The organism is Aeromonas sp. CA23, from assembly GCF_002587065.1.
Lineage (GTDB): Bacteria > Pseudomonadota > Gammaproteobacteria > Enterobacterales > Aeromonadaceae > Aeromonas > Aeromonas bestiarum.
In genome coordinates, this window is record NZ_CP023818.1 from 1,563,403 (window position 1) to 1,584,164 (window position 20,762).

Consider the following 20,762-nt stretch of genomic DNA (forward strand, 5'->3'; position numbering starts at 1 on the left):
CATGTTTGAATTTATGGATAGCCACACTGACGAAGCCGTCATTAAAGTGATTGGTGTGGGTGGCGGCGGCGGTAACGCGGTCGAGCACATGGTTCGTCAAAACATCGAAGGTGTCGAGTTCATTACCGTCAACACCGACGCCCAGGCTCTGCGTAACTCCAGCGCCAACACAACCCTGCAGATCGGCGGTGGCATCACCAAGGGTCTGGGTGCCGGAGCCAATCCGGAAGTGGGTCGTGATGCGGCCATGGAAGACAGGGAAGCGCTGCGTGAGCTGCTGACCGGTTCCGACATGGTGTTCATCGCCGCCGGCATGGGTGGTGGTACGGGTACAGGTGCTGCGCCTATCGTGGCCGAAGTGGCCCGCGAGATGGGCATACTGACAGTTGCTGTCGTAACCAAGCCGTTCTCCTTCGAAGGGAAGAAGCGGATGGGCTTCGCCGCCCACGGCATCGAAGAGCTGTCCAAGAACGTCGACTCCCTGATCACCATCCCCAACGACAAGTTGCTGAAGGTGCTGGGTCGTGGCATCTCTCTGCTGGACGCCTTCAAGGCGGCCAACGATGTGCTGCTGGGTGCGGTACAGGGCATTGCCGAGCTGATCACCCGTCCGGGCTTGATCAACGTCGACTTCGCGGACGTGCGTACCGTGATGCGTGAAATGGGTACCGCCATGATGGGTACAGGTTCCGCCTCCGGTGATGATCGTGCCGAAGAAGCGGCCGAGAAGGCCATCTCCAGCCCGCTGCTGGAAGACGTGGATCTGGCCGGTGCCCGTGGCATCCTGGTCAACATCACCGCCGGCATGGACATGACCATCGAAGAGTTCGAAACCGTGGGTAACGCGGTCAAGGCCTTCGCCTCCGAGAACGCCACCGTGGTGGTGGGTACCGTAATCGACCCGGAAATGCACGACGAACTGCGTGTGACCGTGGTTGCCACCGGTATCGGTGCCGAGCGCAAGCCCGACATCACGCTGGTGAAGAACAACATGGTACAAGAGCGTCCGGCCCGTCAGCCCCTGATCAGCGAAGCCCTGCAGTCTCGCGTGATGGAAGAGGCCCCGGCCAAGGTGGTCAACGCCGAGCCGCAAGCTCGTCGCGAACCGGATTATCTCGATATTCCTGCGTTCCTGCGCAAGCAAGCTGACTAAGCCTCTAATGGCACTAGTTTGTTTGTTGCTTAAGGAATGTGCTAAGATGGCCTGCCAACGACCATCTGGTCCGGAATATGAGCTGTTAAGCGGATACGCCCATGATTAGACAAAGAACCTTGAAAACGAGTGTCCAGGCCACCGGTGTGGGCCTGCATTCGGGCCGGAAAGTCACAATGACGTTCCGTCCGGCGCCTGTTAACACAGGGATCGTTTACTTGCGTACCGATCTTGATCCTGTGGTAGCGCTGCCAGCCAATGCCGATCAGGTGCGTGATACCGTGCTTTGTACCGCTCTGGTCAACGAAGCAGGTGTCCGTGTCTCTACCATTGAGCACCTCTCTGCCGCGCTGGCCGGGATGGGGATCGACAACCTCTATGTCGAGGTTGACGCACCCGAGATCCCGGTGATGGACGGCAGTGCGCACCCCTTTATCTACCTGCTGCAAGAAGTCGGTATCCGTGAGCAAAATGCAGCCAAGCAGTTTGTGCGGATCAAGCAGAGCATCCGGGTTGAAGACGGCGACAAGTGGGCGGAATTCCACCCCTATCGCAATGGCTTCAAAATGGATCTCGAGATCGATTTCCAGCATCCGGTATTTGAAGGACGCAATCAGCGTTGCGTGCTGGATTTCTCCGGTGCTTCTTTCGTGAAAGAGATCAGTCGTGCCCGTACTTTCGGTTTCATGCGTGATATCGAGTACCTGCGTTCCCAGAACCTGGCGCTGGGCGGAAGCTTGGAAAACGCCGTGGTGCTGGATGACTATCGGGTACTGAACGAAGATGGTCTGCGTTATGAAGACGAATTCGTCAAACACAAGATGTTGGATGCGATCGGTGACCTGTACATGTGTAACCGCAGCATCATTGGCGAATTCCGTGCCTACAAGACGGGTCATGCCCTGAACAACAAGCTGCTGCGTGCCTTGCTGGCCAAGCAGGAGGCCTGGGAACTGGTGACCTTCGAGGGTGAGGGCGACAAAGCGCCCATCGCTTACTACGATAACGGTCTGGTTCTGGCCTGATAGCTGTGCAACGGAACGTCGGTCCTCTCTCCGCACCGACGTTCCGTCATTTGTTTACTCCATCCTTTAATACCGATTATCTCCCGGTTTTATTCCCCGTGCTGGCTCCTGGCCTCACCTGACCGAGCAGACTGATTTCTATGAGCATTACCCTGATCCTCAACGGCAAGCAGCGACGCAAGTTGCACTTACCCAAACAACGTCTGGCCTGGGTCGGCGGTATCCTCTTCACTGTATTGGCCCTGGGTGGTGGTTGGCTCTGGCAGAGCTGGCACCAGAAAATGGAGGCGCTGGAAGTCGCGCTGGCCATGGCCGAACAGCAAAAATCCACGCAAGGGGCCGATGAGGCCCGCGAACAGCTTGCCATGCTGGCTGCCCAGGTGGGCACCATGCAGGGGCAGCTGGGTCGCCTCAATGCGCTCGGCGAGCGGCTGACCGAGAAGGCAGACCTCGATCCCGAGGAGTTCAATTTCAAGGAGTTGCCCCCCATGGGCGGCCCTTCCTATGATGCGGATCTGGAAGTCAGCCTCAACGAGCTGCAGGATTCCATGAAGCATCTCAGCCAGCAGCTCAGCAGTCGTGAAGAGCAGCTGTCGGTACTTGAATCTTTCATCATGAATCACCATATAACCGATGCCGGTTTTATTTCCGGTTCGCCGGTCAAGCAGGAGCGAGTTTGGGTCTCCTCTGGCTTCGGTGGTCGGGTCGATCCGTTCAACGGTCGCGCCAAGATGCATAAAGGGGTGGATTTCCGTGGCAAGCCCGGCACTCCCATCCTGGCCACGGGCCCGGGCATCGTCAGCTGGGCGGGCCGCCATCCGGAATTTGGCAACATGGTGGAGATCAACCATGGCAATGGTTTGGTGACCCGCTATGCCCACAACTCCAAGTTGCTGGTCGAAGTGGGCACCCTGGTCGATGAGGGCCAGAAGATTGCCTTGATGGGACGCACCGGTCGCGCGACCGGGGTCCATTTGCATTACGAAGTGTTGAAAGACGGTCGTCAGGTCAACCCCGCACGCTTTCTTAACGCCAGACGGGGTTAGGTTTTTTTCTCCAGGTTCCAGTGACGGAACACTTATATAACCAGAAATAGTTGGTACCCATGATTAGCACACTGCTCACCAAGATTATCGGCAGCCGGAACGACAGAACGCTCAAGGCTTTGCGCAAAATTGTAAAACAGATCAATGCGATGGAGCCTCAGTTCGAGGCCCTGTCCGATCAGGAGTTGCAGGCCAAGACAGCTGAATATCGTCAGCGTCTGGAGCAGGGTGAGACGCTGGAGCAGTTGCTGCCGGAAGCATTCGCCACCGTGCGTGAAGCCTCCCGCCGGGTGTTTGGCATGCGTCACTTCGACGTGCAGCTGATCGGTGGCATGGTGCTGAACTCCAACCGCATCGCCGAGATGAAGACTGGTGAAGGCAAGACCCTCACCGCGACCCTGCCGGCCTACCTGAACGCCCTGAGCGGTCGTGGCGTGCACGTGGTGACGGTGAACGACTATCTGGCCAAGCGTGATGCCGAGGCGAACCGCCCCCTGTTCACCTTCCTCGGCATGACGGTCGACTGCAACGTGCCCGGCATGGATGCGTCCCAGAAGCGTGACGCCTACGCCGCCGACATCACCTACGGTACCAACAACGAATTCGGTTTCGATTACCTGCGCGACAACATGGCGTTTTCGCCGGAACAGCGCGTGCAGCGTCCGCTCAACTACGCGCTGGTGGATGAGGTGGATTCCGTGCTCATCGATGAAGCCCGTACCCCGCTCATCATCTCCGGTCCGGCCGAAGACAGCTCAGCCCTCTATATCCAGGTCAACAAGCTGATCCCTGAGCTGATCAAGCAGGACAAGGAAGACACAGAGGAGTACACGGGTGAAGGTCACTACACGGTGGACGAGAAGAACCGTCAGGCCCTGTTGACCGAAAACGGCCAGATCTTCGTGGAAGAGCTGCTCAAGCGAGAGGGGCTGCTGGCAGAAGAGGACTCCCTGTTCTCCGCCACCAACATCAGCCTGCTGCACCACGTCAATGCCGGTCTGCGTGCTCACACCCTGTTTGAGCGCAACGTCGACTACATAGTGCAAAAAGACGAGATCGTCATCGTCGACGAGCACACCGGCCGTACCATGCCGGGCCGTCGCTGGTCCGATGGTCTGCACCAGGCCGTCGAGGCGAAGGAAGGGGTCAAGATCCAGAACGAGAACCAGACCCTGGCCTCCATCACCTTCCAGAACTACTTCCGTCTCTATGACAAGCTGGCGGGCATGACGGGTACTGCGGATACCGAAGCCTTTGAATTCCAGCAGATTTATGGCCTGGATACAGTCGTTATCCCGACCAACAAGCCGATGGTGCGCAAAGACATGGGCGATCTGGTCTATCTGACCGCCAATGAGAAATACGCCGCCATCATCGAAGATATCCGTCAGTGCGTGGCCAAGGGCCAGCCGGTACTGGTCGGTACCGTCTCCATCGAGAACTCGGAGCTGCTCTCCGGCATCCTGACCAAGGAAGAGATCCCGCACAAGGTGCTGAACGCCAAGTTCCACGCCATGGAAGCTGAGATAGTCGCTCAGGCGGGTCAACTCGGCGCCGTCACCATAGCGACCAACATGGCCGGTCGTGGTACCGACATAGTGCTGGGTGGCAACTGGCAGGCGGAGATTGCCCAGTTGGAGAATCCGAGTGACGAGCAGATCAGCGAAATCAAGGCTGCCTGGCAGATCCGCCACGATGCCGTGCTGGCTGCCGGTGGCTTGCACATCATAGGTACCGAGCGCCACGAATCCCGTCGCATCGACAACCAGTTGCGCGGTCGTTCCGGTCGTCAGGGTGACCCGGGTTCCTCCCGCTTCTATCTCTCCATGGAAGATACCCTGATGCGGATCTTCGCCTCCGATCGCGTGACCGGCATGATGAAGAAGCTGGGCATGGAAGAGGGCGAAGCCATCGAGCACCCCTGGGTGACCAAGGCCATCGAAAACGCCCAGCGCAAGGTGGAGGGTCGCAACTTCGACATCCGCAAGAGCCTGCTCGAGTTTGATGACGTGGCCAATGACCAGCGCAAGGTGGTCTATGAGCAGCGCAACGAGCTGCTGGACACCAACGACATCTCCGACACCATTCACGTCATCCGTGACGACGTCTACGGCGCCGTGATCGACGAGTACATTCCGCCCCAGTCTCTGGAAGAGATGTGGGATGTACCGGGTCTGGAAGCGCGCCTGAAGGCCGACTTCGCGCTGGATCTGCCGCTGCAGCAGTGGCTGGCGGAAGATGACAAGTTGTATGAAGAGAAGCTGCGCGAGCGCATTCTGGAAGAGGCCACCAAGCTCTATGCCCACAAGCAGGAGATGGTCGGTATCGATGTGCTGCGCAATTTCGAGAAAGCCGTGATGCTGCAAACCCTGGATGGCCTGTGGAAGGAGCATCTGGCGGCCATGGATCACCTGCGTCAGGGCATCCATCTGCGCGGTTACGCCCAGAAGAACCCCAAGCAGGAGTACAAGCGCGAATCCTTCGATCTGTTCACCCAGATGCTGGAAACCCTCAAGCGCGACGTGGTCAGCATACTGAGCCGGGTACAGGTGCAGGGACGTGATGTGGAGGCGCTGGAAGAACAGCAGCGTCAACAGGCGGAAGCCGCTCCCCACACTTATACCCATGCCGCCGCAGAGAGCCAGCTGGCCGATGAAGAGGCCGCTGCCGAAGAGGGTCACACCACCTTCGTGCGAGACGAGCAGAAGGTCGGGCGCAACGATCCCTGCCCCTGCGGCTCCGGCAAGAAATACAAGCACTGCCACGGTCAGTTGACCTGATCGATCCGATGCCATCACAAGGCGGGCCCAGTGCCCGCTTTGTTATTAGTGGCGATGAATACCGTGGCAGCAAGTGACAAAGGTAATTGAGATGGAACAGAAAAAACGGCTCTGGGTGGCGGTTGGCGTCATCGAGAATGAACGAGGCGACATCTTCATCGCCAAGCGCTCTTCAGACCGCCATCAGGGCGATCGCTGGGAGTTCCCGGGTGGCAAGGTGGAGGCGGGGGAAGACCTGCTCACCGCGCTGGACAGGGAGCTGTGGGAAGAGATTGGCATCCGGGTGCTGGATTGCGCCCCCTTCATGGAGCTGCACCACGACTACCCCGAGAAGCAGGTGTTGCTGGATATCTGGAAGGTGACCCGTTTCAGCGGTGAGCCGTTCGGCAAGGAGGGGCAGGAGTGTCTGTGGGTGCCGCTGGCGTCGCTGCATGAATACCGGTTCCCGGATGCCAACGGTCCTATCGTGGCGCGGCTGCAAGCCTCTCTGACCGCCTGATGCGGATTTGATATCCGTCGCTGAATCATTTGCGTGGATATGGCATATAAATTAAAAAAGGGCCTTGCGGGCCCTTTTTTGTGCGCGGCTCATTGCCACTGCTCACCCTCTTCCGGGTAAGGTAGCAGCTCCGGATTGATGGGGCCCGGGATGCGTTTCTCCTCATTGGCCCACTCTCCCAGATCGATCAGCTGGCAGCGTTTGCAACAGAAGGGCCGAAACGGGCTCTGGGGGCCCCACTCCAGCTCGGTTTTACAGGTTGGGCATTTTATCTTGGTGACCATTCTTGCTCCTTAGCAGCAGGCGAGCTGGAAGGGGACATCGCCAATCTGCTGCTCCGTGGTTGGCAGGAAGCGCAGGGCGAAACGGTTCTTGTGGCCGCTCAGCGTCGGATAGCACTGCTGGGCGCCTGGCAGGCGGATCCGGATCAGTTCGGCACTCTCGGCGGTATCCTGGAAGAAACCGTTGGTGGCGATCTGATCGCTGAAGTTGCCGGATTCGCGCCACAGCCGCAGCAGCAGGGAGATGGCATTCATCAGCAGGTTGATGTCGCTGAGCCACAGCTGCATCTGCTGATGGCGAGCGACAGCTGGGGTGCCGAGCCAGTGGTGCAGCTGCGGCACATCGAAGGCGCACAGACCGCCAGGGATGGAGAAGCGCTGGCGGATGGAGCCGAGCAGCCGATCTTCTTTCAGTCTGGCACCGGGACGCGGGGCACTGAGCAGGTTGCGAGAGAGCTGGGTGCTCTCCTGCTGCATCTGCTTGATCTGCTCCAGGTCGACATCCGGCAGGCTGGCCCAGTGGCTCAGACGCTGGCCTAGACGTTCCAGATCCTTGATGAGATCGGCACGCAGATCGCCACGTTCCAGCAGCTCCTGCAGATCGAACAACCCCTTGAAGAAGGCGATGTGTGCCCAGGACTGGTCACTCTCCAGATTGTCGCGGATCTGGGAAAACAGGGACTCCAGACGAAGATAGGTCCGGCTTTTTTCATTGAGGGGGAAATCGTAAATCATGCCTAATCCTGGCCAGCCATAAACCGGCCTAGTGTACTCACACTTGGCTGGCTTGTTGAGAGGCAAATGCCATATATGTCTCGTGCAGCGCTAAAATACGCGGCTTTATGGTCTCGGGTGCGCCATTTTTGTTATCCAGCACGTCATCGGCTGCTGCGAGCCGTTCCGCACGACTCGCCTGGGCAGCCAGAATGGCCTGCGCCTGCTCTCGGCTCACGCCGTCCCGACGGCAGGTTCGCTCAATCTGGGTCGCCTCGTCCACGTCGATCACCAGCACTCGGTTGGCAAGGCCGGTGAGCTTGTTCTCCACCAGCAGCGGCACCACCAGCAGGCAATAGGGGGAGCGTGCGGCGGCGCACTGGCGCAGCATCTCCTGGCGGATCAGGGGGTGGAGCAGGGCATTGAGCCAAGCCTTGGCGTCTGGGTCGCTGAATACCCGCTCCCGCAGGCTGCGTCGATCGAGCTGGCCATCAGCGGTGATGACATCCGGGCCAAAATGGGCCGCGATGGCGGCAAGGGCGGGGGCGCCGGGTTCCACGACTTCGCGAGCGATGACGTCCGCATCCACTACGTCTATGCCCAGCTCGGCAAATTGATTGGCTATGGTGGTTTTACCGCTGCCGATGCCACCTGTGATTGCAACTACATACATGGCTCAGAACACCCTTTTTCTCAGAGGAAATTTGTGAGGTACCAGCGGGTGATGCTATTGCCCCACAGCAGCGCAATCCAGCCCGCGATGGCGAGATAGGGGCCAAAGGGAATGGGTTTGCTCTGATGGTGATTGCGCAGCAGGATCAGGCCTATGCCCATGAAGGCGCCAACCAGGGAGGAGAGCAGCAGCACTATGGGCAGCGCCTGCCAGCCCAGCCAGGCGCCCAGCGCGGCCAGCAGCTTGAAGTCGCCATAGCCCATGCCCTCCTTGCCGGTGAGCAACTTGAAGGCCCAATAGAGGCTCCATAGCACCAGATAACCGGCCATGGCGCCGATCACCGCATCGCCAAGCGATACAAAACCGCCCAGCAAATTGAACAACAGCCCGCCCCACAGCAGGGGCAGGGTGAGCTGGTCCGGCAGCAGCATCTTGTCGAGATCGATGAAGGTGAGTGCCACCAGTACCCAGGTCAGCAGCAGGGCCGCCAACGTGCCCCAGCCCGGTGCGAGTGTCATGGCAACGGCTACCGAGAGCAGCGCCGTCAGCAGCTCGACCAGCGGATAGCGGGCCGATATGGGAGCCTGGCAGCCTCGGCAGCGACCCCTGAGCCAGAGCCAGCTCAGCAGGGGGATGTTTTCCAGTGCCGTGATGGGGTGATTGCAGTGGGGGCAGCAGGATCGCGGTACCATCAGGTTGTAGGGCGGCTCGTCGACCCCCTCGTCATCAGGGTTGAAGTAGCTGCGATATTCGGCCTGCCACTCCCGTTCCAGCATGATGGGCAGGCGATGGATCACCACGTTGAGAAAACTGCCGATCATCAGGGAAAAGAGAAATACCAGCGAGAAATAGAGCCAGGGCAAGCCGTGTGCCAGCTCGAGGAGAAGTGCCATAACCAACCGTCTGTCATGAAATGGAGGGAAGGGCATGCGTTGTGAGCGCATACCCTCGTGAATCAGCCTACTACGTCTCCCAGCTTGAAGATGGGCAAGTACATGGCCACGACCATGCCACCAACCAGTACCCCCAGCACTACCATGATGAGGGGCTCGAGCAAGCTGGTGAGGCCGTCGACCAAGTCATCAACCTCTTGTTCGAAGATGGTCGCGACCTTGGAGAGCATATCATCGATGGCGCCTGACTCCTCGCCGATCATCACCATCTGGATCACCATGTCGGGGAAGAGGTCCACGGTGCGCATGGCCACGTTGATCTGCATGCCGGCGACCACCTCGTTGCGAATGGCCATGACGGCGGTGCGATAGACATAGTTGCCGGAGGCACCGGCGGCCGAGATCAGTGCATCAACCAGTGGGATACCGGCGGAGAAGGTAGTGGAGAGGGTGCGGGCGAAGCGGGCCATGGCCGCCTTGTGCAGTATCATGCCGACCACGGGTATGGTGAGGATGAACTTGTCGGTATTGTCTTTGACCTTCTGGGACGCGCGCCATGCCCGTACATAGAGGAAAATGGCGAACGCTGTGCCGCCAAAGATGACATACCACCAATGCTGCATGAAGCGGGAGATGCCGATGACAAACTGGGTGAAGATGGGCAGCTCGGCGCCGAAGCTCTTGAAGATATCCTCAAACTGCGGGATGACGAACAGCAGCAGTATGGAGGTGACGACGATGGCGACCAGGATGACCATGGCGGGATAGAACATCGCTTTCTTGATCTTGGACTTGAGCGCTTCCGACTTTTCCCGATAGGTGGCGATGCGGTCATAGATGGTCTCCAGCGCACCGGATTGCTCCCCCGCCTCAACCAAATCACAATAGAGCGCATCAAAGTGGCGGGGATGGCGGCGCAGCGCCTCGGACATGGGGGTGCCGGTTTCCACGTCGGCGGCGATCTGCCCCATGAGCTCACGCATCGAGGCTTTTTCGTGGCTGCGGGCTATGATCTGCAGGCTCTGCACCAGGGGGACGCCAGCGGAGAGCATGGTGGTGATTTGACGGGAGACGATGGCAATGTCCATCGGCTTGATCTTGGCGCCGCCCTTGGAGAATAACCCCTGGCTCTTCTTGCTCACCTTGGTGACGTTGACACCCTGCTTGCGCAGTTCAGCCTTGACCGTGTTGATACTGTCGGCCTGCAATTCACCGGAGACCTTTTGACCCTTGCGGTTCACACCGCTCCAGCGGAAGGCGAAGACTTTCTTGGGGGCATTCTGTTTCTGCGTTAGCGTTGCCATCACTGCGTCCTGCAATTGGGCTCTGGTATCCCGCTCAATACTTTGCTATGCGGGTTGCCTTGGCCTGATGGAAATCCTCAGGGGCGCCGGCTTGGCGACACCTGGATGAATCAGCTCGATCGATATGCACTGTCAGTTGGTGGTCACCCGATTGATTTCTGCCAGGCTGGTCACTCCAATACGAGCCTTCTCAAGACCGGATATACGCAGAGTGCGCATCCCCTCTTTTTGAGCAATGGCCGCAATTTGTAGAGAGTTGGCACCTTGCATGATCAATTTTGCAATGTTTTCAGACATTAGCATGATTTCGTAGATACCGACCCGCCCTTTGTAGCCGCCAGAGCAATCCTTGCACCCCACGGGTTTGAACAGGCGCAGTCCGGCGGCCAGCTGCTGCTGGGTGAATCCCAGCTCCAGCAGTTCGGCTTCGGGTACCACCTCGGGTGCCTTGCAGTGATCGCACAGCTTGCGGGCGAGCCGCTGGGCCATGATCAGGGTCACCGAGGAGGCAATGTTGAAGGCGGGTACCCCCATGTTCATCATGCGTGTCAGGGTTTCGGCAGCCGAGTTGGTATGCAGAGTTGAGAGCACCAGGTGGCCTGTTTGGGCGGCCTTGATGGCGATCTCGGCGGTTTCCAGATCCCGGATCTCCCCCACCATGACCACGTCGGGATCTTGGCGAAGAAAGGAGCGAAGGGCGCTGGCGAAGGTCAGCCCCGCCTTGGGGTTGACCTGTACCTGATTGACACCTGGCAGGTTGATCTCCACCGGATCTTCGGCGGTGGAGATGTTCACCTCCGTGGTGTTGAGAATATTGAGACCGGTATAGAGGGAGACTGTCTTGCCCGAGCCGGTGGGGCCTGTTACCAGTATCATCCCCTGTGGCTTGGAGAGGGCGCGCAGATATTGGGCCTTCTGCCGGTCGTCGAAGCCGAGTTGCTCTATGTTGAGCCGCGCTGCCGAGGAGTCCAGCAAGCGGATGACGATCTTCTCTCCCCACATGGTGGGCAGGGTGTTGACCCGCATGTCCATGGACTTGTTGCGGGACAGCTTCAGCTTGATGCGGCCATCCTGTGGCAGCCGCCGTTCGGCGATGTCGAGCCGTGCCATGACCTTGAGGCGGGCGGAGAAGCGGTTGGCCAGATTGACCGGTGGTGTCGCGATTTCGTGCAAGATGCCGTCGATCCGAAAGCGGATGCGATATTTGGTCTCATAGGGTTCGAAGTGCAGGTCGGATGCGCCACGCTTGATGGCATCCATCATGATTTTGTTGATGTATTTGACGATGGGAGCATCGTCGTCGGCGGTGTTGACGCTCTCATCGAGTCGCGAGTTTTCGTCCGAAACTTCCAGCTCGGAGATCTCTGATTCGTCGATGTCCTCCATGCCGAGGGCATCCTGATCGCTCTCCAGCAGTTTGCCGATGGCGGTCGTCAGCTTGTTCTCTTCGACCAGCAGCGCCTCGGTATGCAGTCCGAAGCTGAAGCCGAAATCCTCCAGTGCCGAGACGTTGGTCGGATCCGACATGGCGATATAGAGGGTATGGCCCTGGGTATAGATGGGCAGCACATGGTGTTTCTCAATCAGCTTCTGATTGAGGTATTTCTGCGGGATCTCGGCCAGGTCGAAGGCGGCAAGATCCAGCAGAGGTACCCCATACTCCAGCTCGCAGAAATCCGCCAGCGCCTTGCTGTCGAGGATCTCGTTCTCTATCAGAAAGGTCACAAAGGGTTTGCGCTGGGCCTTGGCTTGGCTCAGATAGCGCTGCGAGTCGGACTCACTGAGCAGGGAAGACGCGGCCAGGCTTAATGCCAGGCCGCTATTGGGGCTAGATGTCATGCTAAATTAGCAAACACCAGCAGCAATACAGGTTGAACTACTGACCACTGCCCATGTCACCTGACCATTAGTACCGCTGCCATCGAGGATATATGTAAAGGCCACCGGCGCAGCCCCTGTTGCTGTAATTCGGGCGGCACTAGCTGCACCCGCTCCTACCGTGACACTAGTTACAAATCCACTTGCTCCTGCAGCGGATGGCACTCCACCACCGCTATTTTGGTCACATAAAGACATATCTCCACCAGTCTGGTAGCACACTTCAATTGCGGTTTTGAAAGCACCTGTCGCGGATACAACCTCAGTAAACTTCGCTTTTTGGGTGTAAGTCTGATACGCCGGCAGTGCAATGGCCGCCAGGATGGCGACGATCGCGACCACGATCATCAATTCGATAAGGGTAAAGCCTGATTGTTTCTTCATGTCAAATATCCTTTTGTCCTTGGTTCCTGGGAAGTGCCGGTGGAAAACTATCCACACGTCAATATCTTATCCGAGCTGTCCGGCTTGGCAACAGAGGTTGTGGCCTTTGTTAACCACTTTTCTGTCATTTACTGATAACTTGATATAAATCATAGACAAAGAGTCTCTATCGACTCTTTTTAACTGGCGGGACTGGGTCCATCATCACACTCCTTTGCTGAGGGATCCTGCATAAAGAAAAGGCGCCCGTGGCGCCTTTTGCAAGTCCTTCATCTTGTTATATGTCACCGGCGTCATCCTGCGATTGTGACACCTCCCCGACTAGACAAAGCGCATCGAGAGATCCAGTGCCCGCACATGCTTGGTCAGCGCCCCGACCGAGATGAAATCGACGCCGGTGGCGGCATAATCTGCAAGCGTGTCCAGGGTGACATTGCCGGATACCTCCAGCTTGGCACGGCCCTGATTGAGGGCCACGGCGTCGTGCATCATGGGCACATCGAAGTTGTCCAGCATCACTATGTCGGCGCCAGCCAGCAGCGCCTGTTCCAGCTCGGCCAGGGATTCCACCTCCACCTCGACCGGTTTGCCCGGATTGAGGCGGCGCGCTGCGCTGATGGCCTCGCTTATGCCGCCGCAGGCGAGGATATGGTTCTCCTTGATGAGATAGGCATCGAACAGGCCGATTCTGTGGTTCTTGCCACCGCCGCAGGTCACGGCATATTTCTGGGCGTTGCGCAGCCCCGGCAGGGTCTTGCGGGTATCGAGCAGGCGGCAGTCGGTGCCCGCCAGCTCGGCCACGTAGCGGGCGGTTAGGGTGGCGACGCCTGAGAGCGTCTGTACGAAGTTCAGTGCGTTGCGCTCGCCGGTCAGCAGCACGCGGGCCGGGCCATGCAGGCGAAACAGCTCCTGATTGGGGGAGAGCAGTTCGCCATCCTGTACCAACCAATCCACTTTTACCTCGCCACCGAGCTGGACGAACACCTCATCCACCCAGGGCTGGCCACAGAATACGCCAGCCTCGCGGGTGATGACCCGGGCGCTGGCCAGGCGATCCGCCGGGATCAGCTGGGCCGTGATATCGGCGCTGGCATCCGGCTGGTCCAGCGTGGTGAGGGCTTGACCTAAGTCTTCGAGTAGTGCGGCGCGCACGGCGCGGCGGATGTCCTGTTGTAACATGCCTGTTATTCCTGCAAGGGTCTGAGAAGCAACTGTCTGTCTTTCTGGCGCAATTCCAGCCGGCCCAGGGCATTCATGCCCACCAGGATCTCGTCCCCGTCGGCCGCCGGATTGATATAGATGGGCAAATCGTACAAGGTCAGCGGACCCATCGCCAGCGTTTCAATCTGGCCGGTCTGCACCTGGATAGTGCCTGCTGCCGTGTTGACCAGGCTGTTGCCGTTGGGGCTCAGCCCGATGCGCTCGGCCACCTGACGTGGCACAGTGACCCGGGTTGCCCCAGTGTCCAGCAGCAGTTGCACCGGTTGGCCGTTGATGGCACCCTCCAGTCGATAGTGGCCGCTGGCATCGGCCTTGAGCAGCAGTTCGCCGCTGGCGGTGACTGTGGGTTGCGAGCGGGCGTGAAAATAGAGGGTCAGCAGCCCCATCAGAGAGAGCCAGGCCAGCAACCAGAAGCGGCGCGCCATCGGGTGCATATCCTTTCCAGAGTTGAGCAGAAGATGGTCCAGCCTATCACAGTTGCCAGGGTGGATTGAGACGATTGCGATTAGCCTGAGAGGTGGATCGCTTGGTTGCCCATCCGGCTTTATCTCATGCGTCATTCCATTGCAGATCGAGTAGATGATGACCCAGCCTAAAACAGTTTTTTCCATTGATTCAGACGGTTGGTGTGAGCAGGCCCGCAAGGTGCCGTCACCGCACCACAACGAGCGAGCCAGTTTGGACGATATCTCCCTGCTGGTGGTACACGGCATCAGCCTGCCGCCGGGGGAGTTTGGCGGGCCCTGGATCGACGATCTCTTCATGGGACGGCTGGACCCCGAGGCGCACCCTTATTTCACCGGCATTCATCAGTTGCGGGTCTCGGCCCACTGCCTTATCCGGCGGGACGGCGAGCTGGTGCAATACGTGCCGTTTGGCGCACGTGCCTGGCATGCCGGGATATCGAGCTGGGAGGGGAGGGAGGCCTGCAACGATTTTTCCATCGGCATCGAGCTGGAGGGAGCCGATGAGCTGCCCTACAGCGATGCACAATATGAGGTGCTGGTGGGGCTCAGCCGAACCATATCCAGCCATTACCCTGCCATTACGGCACAACGAATTGTCGGCCATTGTGATATAGCGCCAGGGCGCAAGACGGATCCGGGTGGCAGCTTCGAATGGCAGCGATATCGAAAAGCGCTCAACTTTAAGTAAATATTCTAAAGATAAGTTAGTGTTTTTAAAATCAATGGCTTGCCTTTATGGCAGGCCATTTTTTCCTGCTGTTGATCAAATGTTGCCTGTGAGCCAGCTCAAAAATATTGGTCAGACCAATTTCTATGAGCTAAATCATAAATCCCTCTCTTTACCCCTTTAGTGGCAAGGCTGAACCTTGATTCAGATCATCTTTTGGGTGGACTTTTCCCAACTCCTCTGCTAATTTTCGCCCCATTCATGAAATTGGTAATACCAATTTAACAAAGTAGCCTCATGCCCTATCTCAAGATAACTCAACCCAAGCTGGCCGACGCCATCGTCGCCGAGCTGGAAAGCATGATTCTGGAAGGCAGTTTGCAGCCGGGCCAGAAGTTGCCGCCCGAGCGGGAACTCGCCATCCAGTTTCAGGTATCGCGCCCCTCCCTGCGCGAAGCCATCCAGCGCCTGGAAGCCAGAGGACTCTTGTATCGCCGTCAGGGCGGTGGCACTTACGTACAAAATGCCTTGAGCAAGGGGATCGCAGATCCCCTGTTCGAGCTGCTCAGCACCCACCCCGAAGCCCAGTATGACCTGCTGGAGTTTCGTCACGCGCTGGAAGGCATCTGTGCCTACTATGCTGCGTTGCGGGGGACGGAAGCCGATGCCGAGCGTATTCGTCAGGCGCAGTCCGCCATCGAGGAAGCCGGCCAGCAAGGTTCGCTGGTCACCGAATCCGCCGCCGTGACCCAGTTCTATCTGGCGGTGGCCGAAGCGTCCCACAACGTGGTGCTGCTGCACCTGTTGCGGGCCATGGGCCCCATGCTCGAGCAGAACATTTTACGCAATAACGAAATTTTGAATCGCCGTCCGGGAGTGGTAGCCAAGATCCGTCGTCATCGTGCGCATCTGATCGAGGCTATCCTGTCGGGGGCTCCGGAGCGGGCCAGGACTGCTTGTCATGAGCACCTGGCCTTTATCGAGGACACCTTGTTGGATATGCAGAGGGAAGACAGCCGGATCCAGCGATCCATGCGTCGGATCCGTCAGCAGGAAAACTAATCCCACAAGGCTTTATTGTCGAATTCTTGCGCATCTTAACCGCCGTGCAATAACAATAGGAACCAGCCATGTCTGATATCCTGAAGAACGATGTGGACCCGATAGAAACGCTGGAGTGGCTTGCCTCTCTGGAATCCCTGCTGCGTGAAGAGGGTCCACAACGCGCTCAGTTCATTCTTGAACAGCTTGCCGAAAAAGCCCGCGTAAGCGGCGTGGACGTGGCTGCCAAGGCGAATCGCGACTACATCAACACCATCCCGTCCAGTGACGAACCGGCTTACCCGGGCGATCTGGAGATGGAACGTCGCATCCGCGCCATCATCCGCTGGAACGCCATGATGATAGTGCTGCGCGCCTCCAAGAAAGACCTGGACCTCGGCGGTCACATGTCTTCCTTCGCTTCTTCCGCGACCATCTACGAAGTCTGCTACAACCACTTCTTCCGCGCTCGCAGCGAGAAGGATGGTGGTGATCTGGTCTACTTCCAGGGTCACATCTCTCCGGGCATCTATGCCCGTGCGTTCGCTGAAGGTCGTCTGACCGCAGATCAGCTGGACAACTTCCGTCAGGAAGTGGACGGCAAGGGTATCCCTTCCTATCCGCACCCGAAACTGATGCCGGACTTCTGGCAGTTCCCGACCGTCTCCATGGGTCTGGGCCCCATAGCCGCCATCTATCAGGCTCGCTTCCTGAAGTACCTGACCGACCGTGGCATCAAGGATTGCTCCGAGCAGACCGTTTACGCCTTCCTGGGTGACGGCGAGATGGACGAGCCGGAAGCCAAGGGCGCCCTGACCGTTGCCGTGCGTGAAAAGCTCGACAACCTGGTGTTCGTGGTCAACTGCAACCTGCAGCGTCTGGACGGTCCGGTCGTGGGTAACGGCAAGGTCATCAACGAGCTGGAAGGTCTGTTTGCAGGCGCCGGCTGGGATGTCACCAAGGTTATCTGGGGTCGCAAGTGGGATGAGCTGCTGAAGAAAGACACTTCCGGCAAGCTGATCCAGCTGATGAACGAAACCGTGGACGGCGACTATCAGACCATGAAGTCCCGCGATGGCGGCTACGTGCGTGAGCACTTCTTCAACCGTTACCCGGAAACCGCCGCGCTGGTCAAAGACATGACCGACGAGGAGATCTTCGCCCTGAACCGTGGTGGTCACGACCCCCGTAAACTGTTCGCCGCCTTCTCCAAAGCCGCAGCGACCAAGGGCAAGCCGACTGTCATCCTGGCCAAGACCATCAAGGGTTACGGCATGGGCGAAGCGGCCGAAGGCAAGAACATTGCTCACCAGGTCAAGAAGATGGATCTGGGCTCGGTGCGTCACCTGCGCGATCGTTTCAACCTGCCGGTCACCGACGAGCAGCTGGAAGCGCTGCCGTACCTGAAGATCGAAGAGGGTACCGAAGAGCACAAGTACCTGCACGCCCGTCGTGCCGCGCTCAAAGGCTATGTACCGACCCGTCTGCGTGAGACCACCACTCAGCTGGAAATCCCGGCGCTGGAGACCTTTGGTCCCCTGCTGGGCGAGCAGGCTCGCGAGATCTCCACCACAATGGCGTTCGTGCGTTCCCTGAATGTGCTGCTGAAAGACAAGTCCATCGGCAAGCGCATAGTACCGATCCTGGCTGACGAAGCCCGTACCTTCGGTATGGAAGGCCTGTTCCGCCAGATCGGCATCTACAGCCCGCACGGTCAGCAGTACACCCCGCAAGACCGCGACATCGTCTCCTACTACAAGGAAGACAAGCAGGGTCAGGTTCTGCAAGACGGTATCAACGAGCTGGGTGCCATGTCCTCCTGGCTGGCTGCTGCGACCTCTTACAGCACCAACGACTGCCCGATGATCCCGTTCTACATCTACTACTCCATGTTCGGCTTCCAGCGAGTCGGCGACATGGCGTGGGCAGCCGGTGACCAGCAAGCCCGTGGCTTCCTGCTGGGCGCGACCTCGGGTCGTACCACCCTGAACGGCGAAGGTCTGCAGCACGAAGATGGTCACAGCCATATCCTGGCGAACACCATCCCGAACTGCGTCTCCTATGACCCGTCCTATGCCTATGAAGTGGCAGTGATCGTGCAGGACGGTCTGCGTCGCATGTACGGTGAGAAGCCGGAGAACGTCTTCTACTACATCACTACCCTGAACGAGAACTACGCCATGCCGGCCATGCCGCAAGGCGCCGAGGAAGGTATCCGCAAGGGTATCTACAAGCTGGAAACCGTGGCCGGCAACAAGGCCAAGGTACAGCTGCTGGGTTGTGGTTCCATCCTGGGTCATGTGCGCACCGCCGCCCAGATCCTGGCCAGCGAATACGGCGTGGGTTCCGACGTGTTCAGCGTCACCTCCTTCAACGAACTGGCCCGTGACGGTCAGGACGTGGATCGCTGGAACATGCTGCACCCGACTGCTGAGGCTCGCGTGCCTTACATCGCCACCGTACTGGGTTCCGATGCCACCATAGCCGCGACCGACTACATGAAGTCCTTCGCCGATCAGGTGCGCGCCTTCGTACCGACCAAGAACTACCGCGTGCTGGGTACCGACGGTTACGGCCGTTCCGACAGCCGTGCCAACCTGCGTCGTCACTTCGAAGTGAACGAATTCTACGTGGTGGTTGCTGCCCTGACCGAACTGGCCAAGCGCGGCGAGATCGACAAGCAGGTTGTGGCCGATGCCATCACCAAGTACGGCATCGATGCCGACAAGGTCAACCCGCTGTACGCGTAAGAGGATCGAGTGCAGTGCCGGGACACATTGCCCGGCACTGCCTTGCAAAGGTTAACGCGACAGACGCGTAAGAGGATAAAGCACTATGTCCAAACAGATTATGGTTCCGGATATCGGCGCCGATGAAGTTGAAGTCACCGAGATCATGGTGGCCGTGGGTGACAAGGTCGAGCTCGACCAGTCCCTGATCGCAGTGGAAGGTGACAAAGCCTCCATGGAAGTCCCGGCTCCGGCTGCCGGTATCGTCAAAGAGATCCTGATCAAGGTGGGCGACAAGGTTGCCACCGGTTCCCAGATCATGATCTTCGAAGCGGAAGGCGCTGCCGCGCCGGCGCCGGTTCAGGCTGCCGCCCCGGTTGCCGCTGCTCCCGCTGCCCCTGTGGCCGCCGCTCGCAAAGACGTCCATGTCCCTGACATAGGTGACGACGAAGTGGATGTGACCGAGATCATGGTTGCCGTGGGCGACATGGTTGAAGCCGACCAGTCCATCATCGCCGTGGAAGGTGACAAGGCCTCCATGGAAGTACCGGCGCCGTTCGCGGGCCGCGTGGTCGAGATCAAGGTTGCCGCCGGCGCCAAGGTTGCGACCGGTTCCCTGGTGATGGTATTTGAAGTGGCCGGTGCCGGGCCTGCAGCCGTTGCCGCGCCGGTTCAGGCTGCCGCTCCCGTGGCTGCTGCACCTGCCGTTGCCGCCGCCAAAGAAGTCAATGTACCCGACATCGGCGGTGACGAAGTCGAAGTGACCGAAATCATGGTCGCCGTGGGTGACAAGGTCGATGCCGACCAGTCCCTGATCGCGGTGGAAGGCGACAAGGCCTCCATGGAAGTGCCTGCACCGTTCGCCGGCATCGTCAAAGAGATCAAGGTGAAGGCGGGTGACAAGGTCTCCACCGGTTCCCTGATCATGGTATTCGAAGTGGCTGGCGCCGCTCCAGCCGCTGCCGCTCCGGTTGCTCAGGCCGCCGCCCCGGTCGCTGCTGCACCTGTTGCCGCGACTCCGGCTCCGGTTGCCCAGGCTGCTGCCTCCTCCGACTTCGTTGCCAACGACGCCTACGTACACGCCGCCCCGGCCGTACGTCGCCTGGCCCGTGAGTTCGGTATCAACTTGGCCAAGGTGAAAGCCTCAGGTCGCAAGGGTCGCATCGTCAAAGAAGACGTGCAGGCCTATGTGAAGGATGCGGTCAAGCGTGCCGAGTCCGCCCCGGCTGCAGGTCAAGGTACTGGCAACGGCATGAGTGTCCTGCCGTGGCCCAAGGTTGACTTCAGCAAGTTCGGCCCTGTCGAAGAGCTGGAACTGACCCGGATCCAGAAGATCTCCGGTCCTGCCCTGCATCGCAACTGGGCCATGATCCCGCACGTTACCCAGTTCGACGAAGCCGATACCACGGATCTGGAAGCGTTCCGCAAAGAGCAGAACCTGCTGGCCGAGAAGCAGAAGCTGGATGTGAAGATCACCCCGCTGGTGTTCATCCTGAAAGCCGCCGCCAAGGCCCTGGAAGCCCACCCACGCTTCTGTAGCGCCCTGTCCGAAGACGGCAGCAAGCTGATCATGAAGAAGTACATCCATATCGGTGTGGCGGTAGACACCCCGGGGGGTCTGGTAGTGCCTGTGGTGCGTGACGTCAACAAGAAGGGCATCTACGAGCTGTCTCGCGATCTGGCCGAGATCTCCAAGAAGGCCCGTGCCGGCAAGCTGACCGCTGCCGACATGCAGGGCGGTTGCTTCACCATCTCCAGCCTGGGTGGCATCGGCGGTACCAGCTTTACCCCGATCGTCAACGCGCCGGAAGTGGCCATCCTGGGCGTATCCAAGTCCGAGATGAAGCCGAAGTGGAATGGCAAGGAGTTCGTGCCGCGCCTGATGCTGCCGCTGGCCCTGAGCTATGACCACCGCGTCATCGATGGTGCCGATGGAGCCCGCTTCATCACCACCATGAGTGGCGTGCTGTCCGACATTCGTCGACTGGTCCTGTAAGTGAGAGGGCG

General features: G+C 58.9%; 18 protein-coding genes. 9 read left to right on the forward strand and 9 right to left on the reverse strand.

Going from position 1 to position 20,762, the window contains the following annotated elements; all coding sequences use genetic code 11:
* Window position 1: 1 nt before the first annotated feature.
* The 5 genes from ftsZ to mutT all read left to right on the forward strand — a co-directional run bounded on the left by ftsZ (window position 2) and on the right by mutT (window position 6,503).
* Window positions 2-1,153 (forward strand): cell division protein FtsZ, encoded by a 1,152-nt coding sequence (gene ftsZ, locus CK910_RS07310; protein ID WP_005305686.1) that lies wholly within the window; start codon window positions 2-4, stop codon window positions 1,151-1,153.
* A 101-nt stretch (window positions 1,154-1,254) separates the two neighbouring features.
* Window positions 1,255-2,178 carry a UDP-3-O-acyl-N-acetylglucosamine deacetylase gene (gene lpxC / locus CK910_RS07315; protein WP_043139938.1) on the forward strand — a complete coding sequence of 308 codons (924 nt, stop codon included), beginning with the start codon at window positions 1,255-1,257 and terminating at the stop codon, window positions 2,176-2,178.
* A 140-nt stretch (window positions 2,179-2,318) separates the two neighbouring features.
* A complete protein-coding gene (locus tag CK910_RS07320) occupies window positions 2,319-3,224 on the forward strand; it encodes a M23 family metallopeptidase (protein ID WP_042868002.1) in 906 nt (301 codons plus the stop codon).
* A gap of 59 nt (window positions 3,225-3,283) precedes the next feature.
* Window positions 3,284-6,004 carry a preprotein translocase subunit SecA gene (secA, locus tag CK910_RS07325; RefSeq protein ID WP_043139934.1) on the forward strand — a complete coding sequence of 907 codons (2,721 nt, stop codon included), beginning with the start codon at window positions 3,284-3,286 and terminating at the stop codon, window positions 6,002-6,004.
* A gap of 91 nt (window positions 6,005-6,095) precedes the next feature.
* The gene (gene mutT / locus CK910_RS07330; protein ID WP_098981871.1) at window positions 6,096-6,503 is read left to right on the forward strand and encodes an 8-oxo-dGTP diphosphatase MutT; all 408 of its coding nucleotides are present in this window, start codon (window positions 6,096-6,098) and stop codon (window positions 6,501-6,503) included.
* Between the two features lie 89 nt (window positions 6,504-6,592).
* Here mutT and yacG read toward each other — a convergent pair whose 3' ends face one another.
* From yacG to CK910_RS07380, 9 genes are all read right to left on the reverse strand, one after another.
* Window positions 6,593-6,787, reverse strand: a complete 195-nt coding sequence (gene yacG / locus CK910_RS07335) for a DNA gyrase inhibitor YacG (protein WP_043139929.1) — start codon at window positions 6,785-6,787, stop codon at window positions 6,593-6,595.
* 9 nt (window positions 6,788-6,796) lie between these two features.
* Window positions 6,797-7,519 carry a cell division protein ZapD gene (gene zapD / locus CK910_RS07340; protein ID WP_043139926.1) on the reverse strand — a complete coding sequence of 241 codons (723 nt, stop codon included), beginning with the start codon at window positions 7,517-7,519 and terminating at the stop codon, window positions 6,797-6,799.
* A 37-nt stretch (window positions 7,520-7,556) separates the two neighbouring features.
* Window positions 7,557-8,171, reverse strand: coding sequence for a dephospho-CoA kinase (gene coaE, locus CK910_RS07345; RefSeq protein WP_098981877.1), 615 nt, complete (start codon window positions 8,169-8,171; stop codon window positions 7,557-7,559).
* Window positions 8,172-8,191: 20 nt separating this feature from the next.
* Window positions 8,192-9,064: a type IVa prepilin peptidase/methyltransferase TapD gene (gene tapD / locus CK910_RS07350; RefSeq protein WP_098981880.1), complete on the reverse strand. Its 873-nt coding sequence runs from the start codon at window positions 9,062-9,064 to the stop codon at window positions 8,192-8,194.
* Window positions 9,065-9,126: 62 nt separating this feature from the next.
* Window positions 9,127-10,368 (reverse strand): type II secretion system F family protein, encoded by a 1,242-nt coding sequence (locus tag CK910_RS07355; protein WP_098981882.1) that lies wholly within the window; start codon window positions 10,366-10,368, stop codon window positions 9,127-9,129.
* 132 nt (window positions 10,369-10,500) lie between these two features.
* Window positions 10,501-12,207, reverse strand: coding sequence for a PilB family type IVa pilus assembly ATPase TapB (gene tapB, locus CK910_RS07360; protein WP_043137334.1), 1,707 nt, complete (start codon window positions 12,205-12,207; stop codon window positions 10,501-10,503).
* 6 nt (window positions 12,208-12,213) lie between these two features.
* Complete coding sequence (tapA, locus tag CK910_RS07365; protein WP_098985023.1) at window positions 12,214-12,630, reverse strand: type IVa pilus major pilin TapA; 417 nt, start codon at window positions 12,628-12,630, stop codon at window positions 12,214-12,216.
* 321 nt (window positions 12,631-12,951) lie between these two features.
* Complete coding sequence (nadC, locus tag CK910_RS07375; protein WP_098981885.1) at window positions 12,952-13,809, reverse strand: carboxylating nicotinate-nucleotide diphosphorylase; 858 nt, start codon at window positions 13,807-13,809, stop codon at window positions 12,952-12,954.
* Between the two features lie 5 nt (window positions 13,810-13,814).
* A complete protein-coding gene (locus tag CK910_RS07380; RefSeq protein WP_172955263.1) occupies window positions 13,815-14,285 on the reverse strand; it encodes a retropepsin-like aspartic protease family protein in 471 nt (156 codons plus the stop codon).
* 148 nt (window positions 14,286-14,433) lie between these two features.
* Here CK910_RS07380 and ampD point away from each other — a divergent pair, with 148 nt between their 5' ends.
* The 4 genes from ampD (at window position 14,434) to aceF (ending at window position 20,751) form a co-directional block, all read left to right on the forward strand.
* Window positions 14,434-15,006: a 1,6-anhydro-N-acetylmuramyl-L-alanine amidase AmpD gene (gene ampD, locus CK910_RS07385; RefSeq protein ID WP_098981888.1), complete on the forward strand. Its 573-nt coding sequence runs from the start codon at window positions 14,434-14,436 to the stop codon at window positions 15,004-15,006.
* 276 nt (window positions 15,007-15,282) lie between these two features.
* Window positions 15,283-16,047 (forward strand): pyruvate dehydrogenase complex transcriptional repressor PdhR, encoded by a 765-nt coding sequence (gene pdhR / locus CK910_RS07390; RefSeq protein ID WP_098981890.1) that lies wholly within the window; start codon window positions 15,283-15,285, stop codon window positions 16,045-16,047.
* Between the two features lie 68 nt (window positions 16,048-16,115).
* Window positions 16,116-18,776 carry a pyruvate dehydrogenase (acetyl-transferring), homodimeric type gene (gene aceE / locus CK910_RS07395; RefSeq protein WP_098981892.1) on the forward strand — a complete coding sequence of 887 codons (2,661 nt, stop codon included), beginning with the start codon at window positions 16,116-16,118 and terminating at the stop codon, window positions 18,774-18,776.
* An 85-nt stretch (window positions 18,777-18,861) separates the two neighbouring features.
* Window positions 18,862-20,751 carry a pyruvate dehydrogenase complex dihydrolipoyllysine-residue acetyltransferase gene (aceF, locus tag CK910_RS07400; RefSeq protein WP_098981895.1) on the forward strand — a complete coding sequence of 630 codons (1,890 nt, stop codon included), beginning with the start codon at window positions 18,862-18,864 and terminating at the stop codon, window positions 20,749-20,751.
* Window positions 20,752-20,762: the final 11 nt, after the last annotated feature.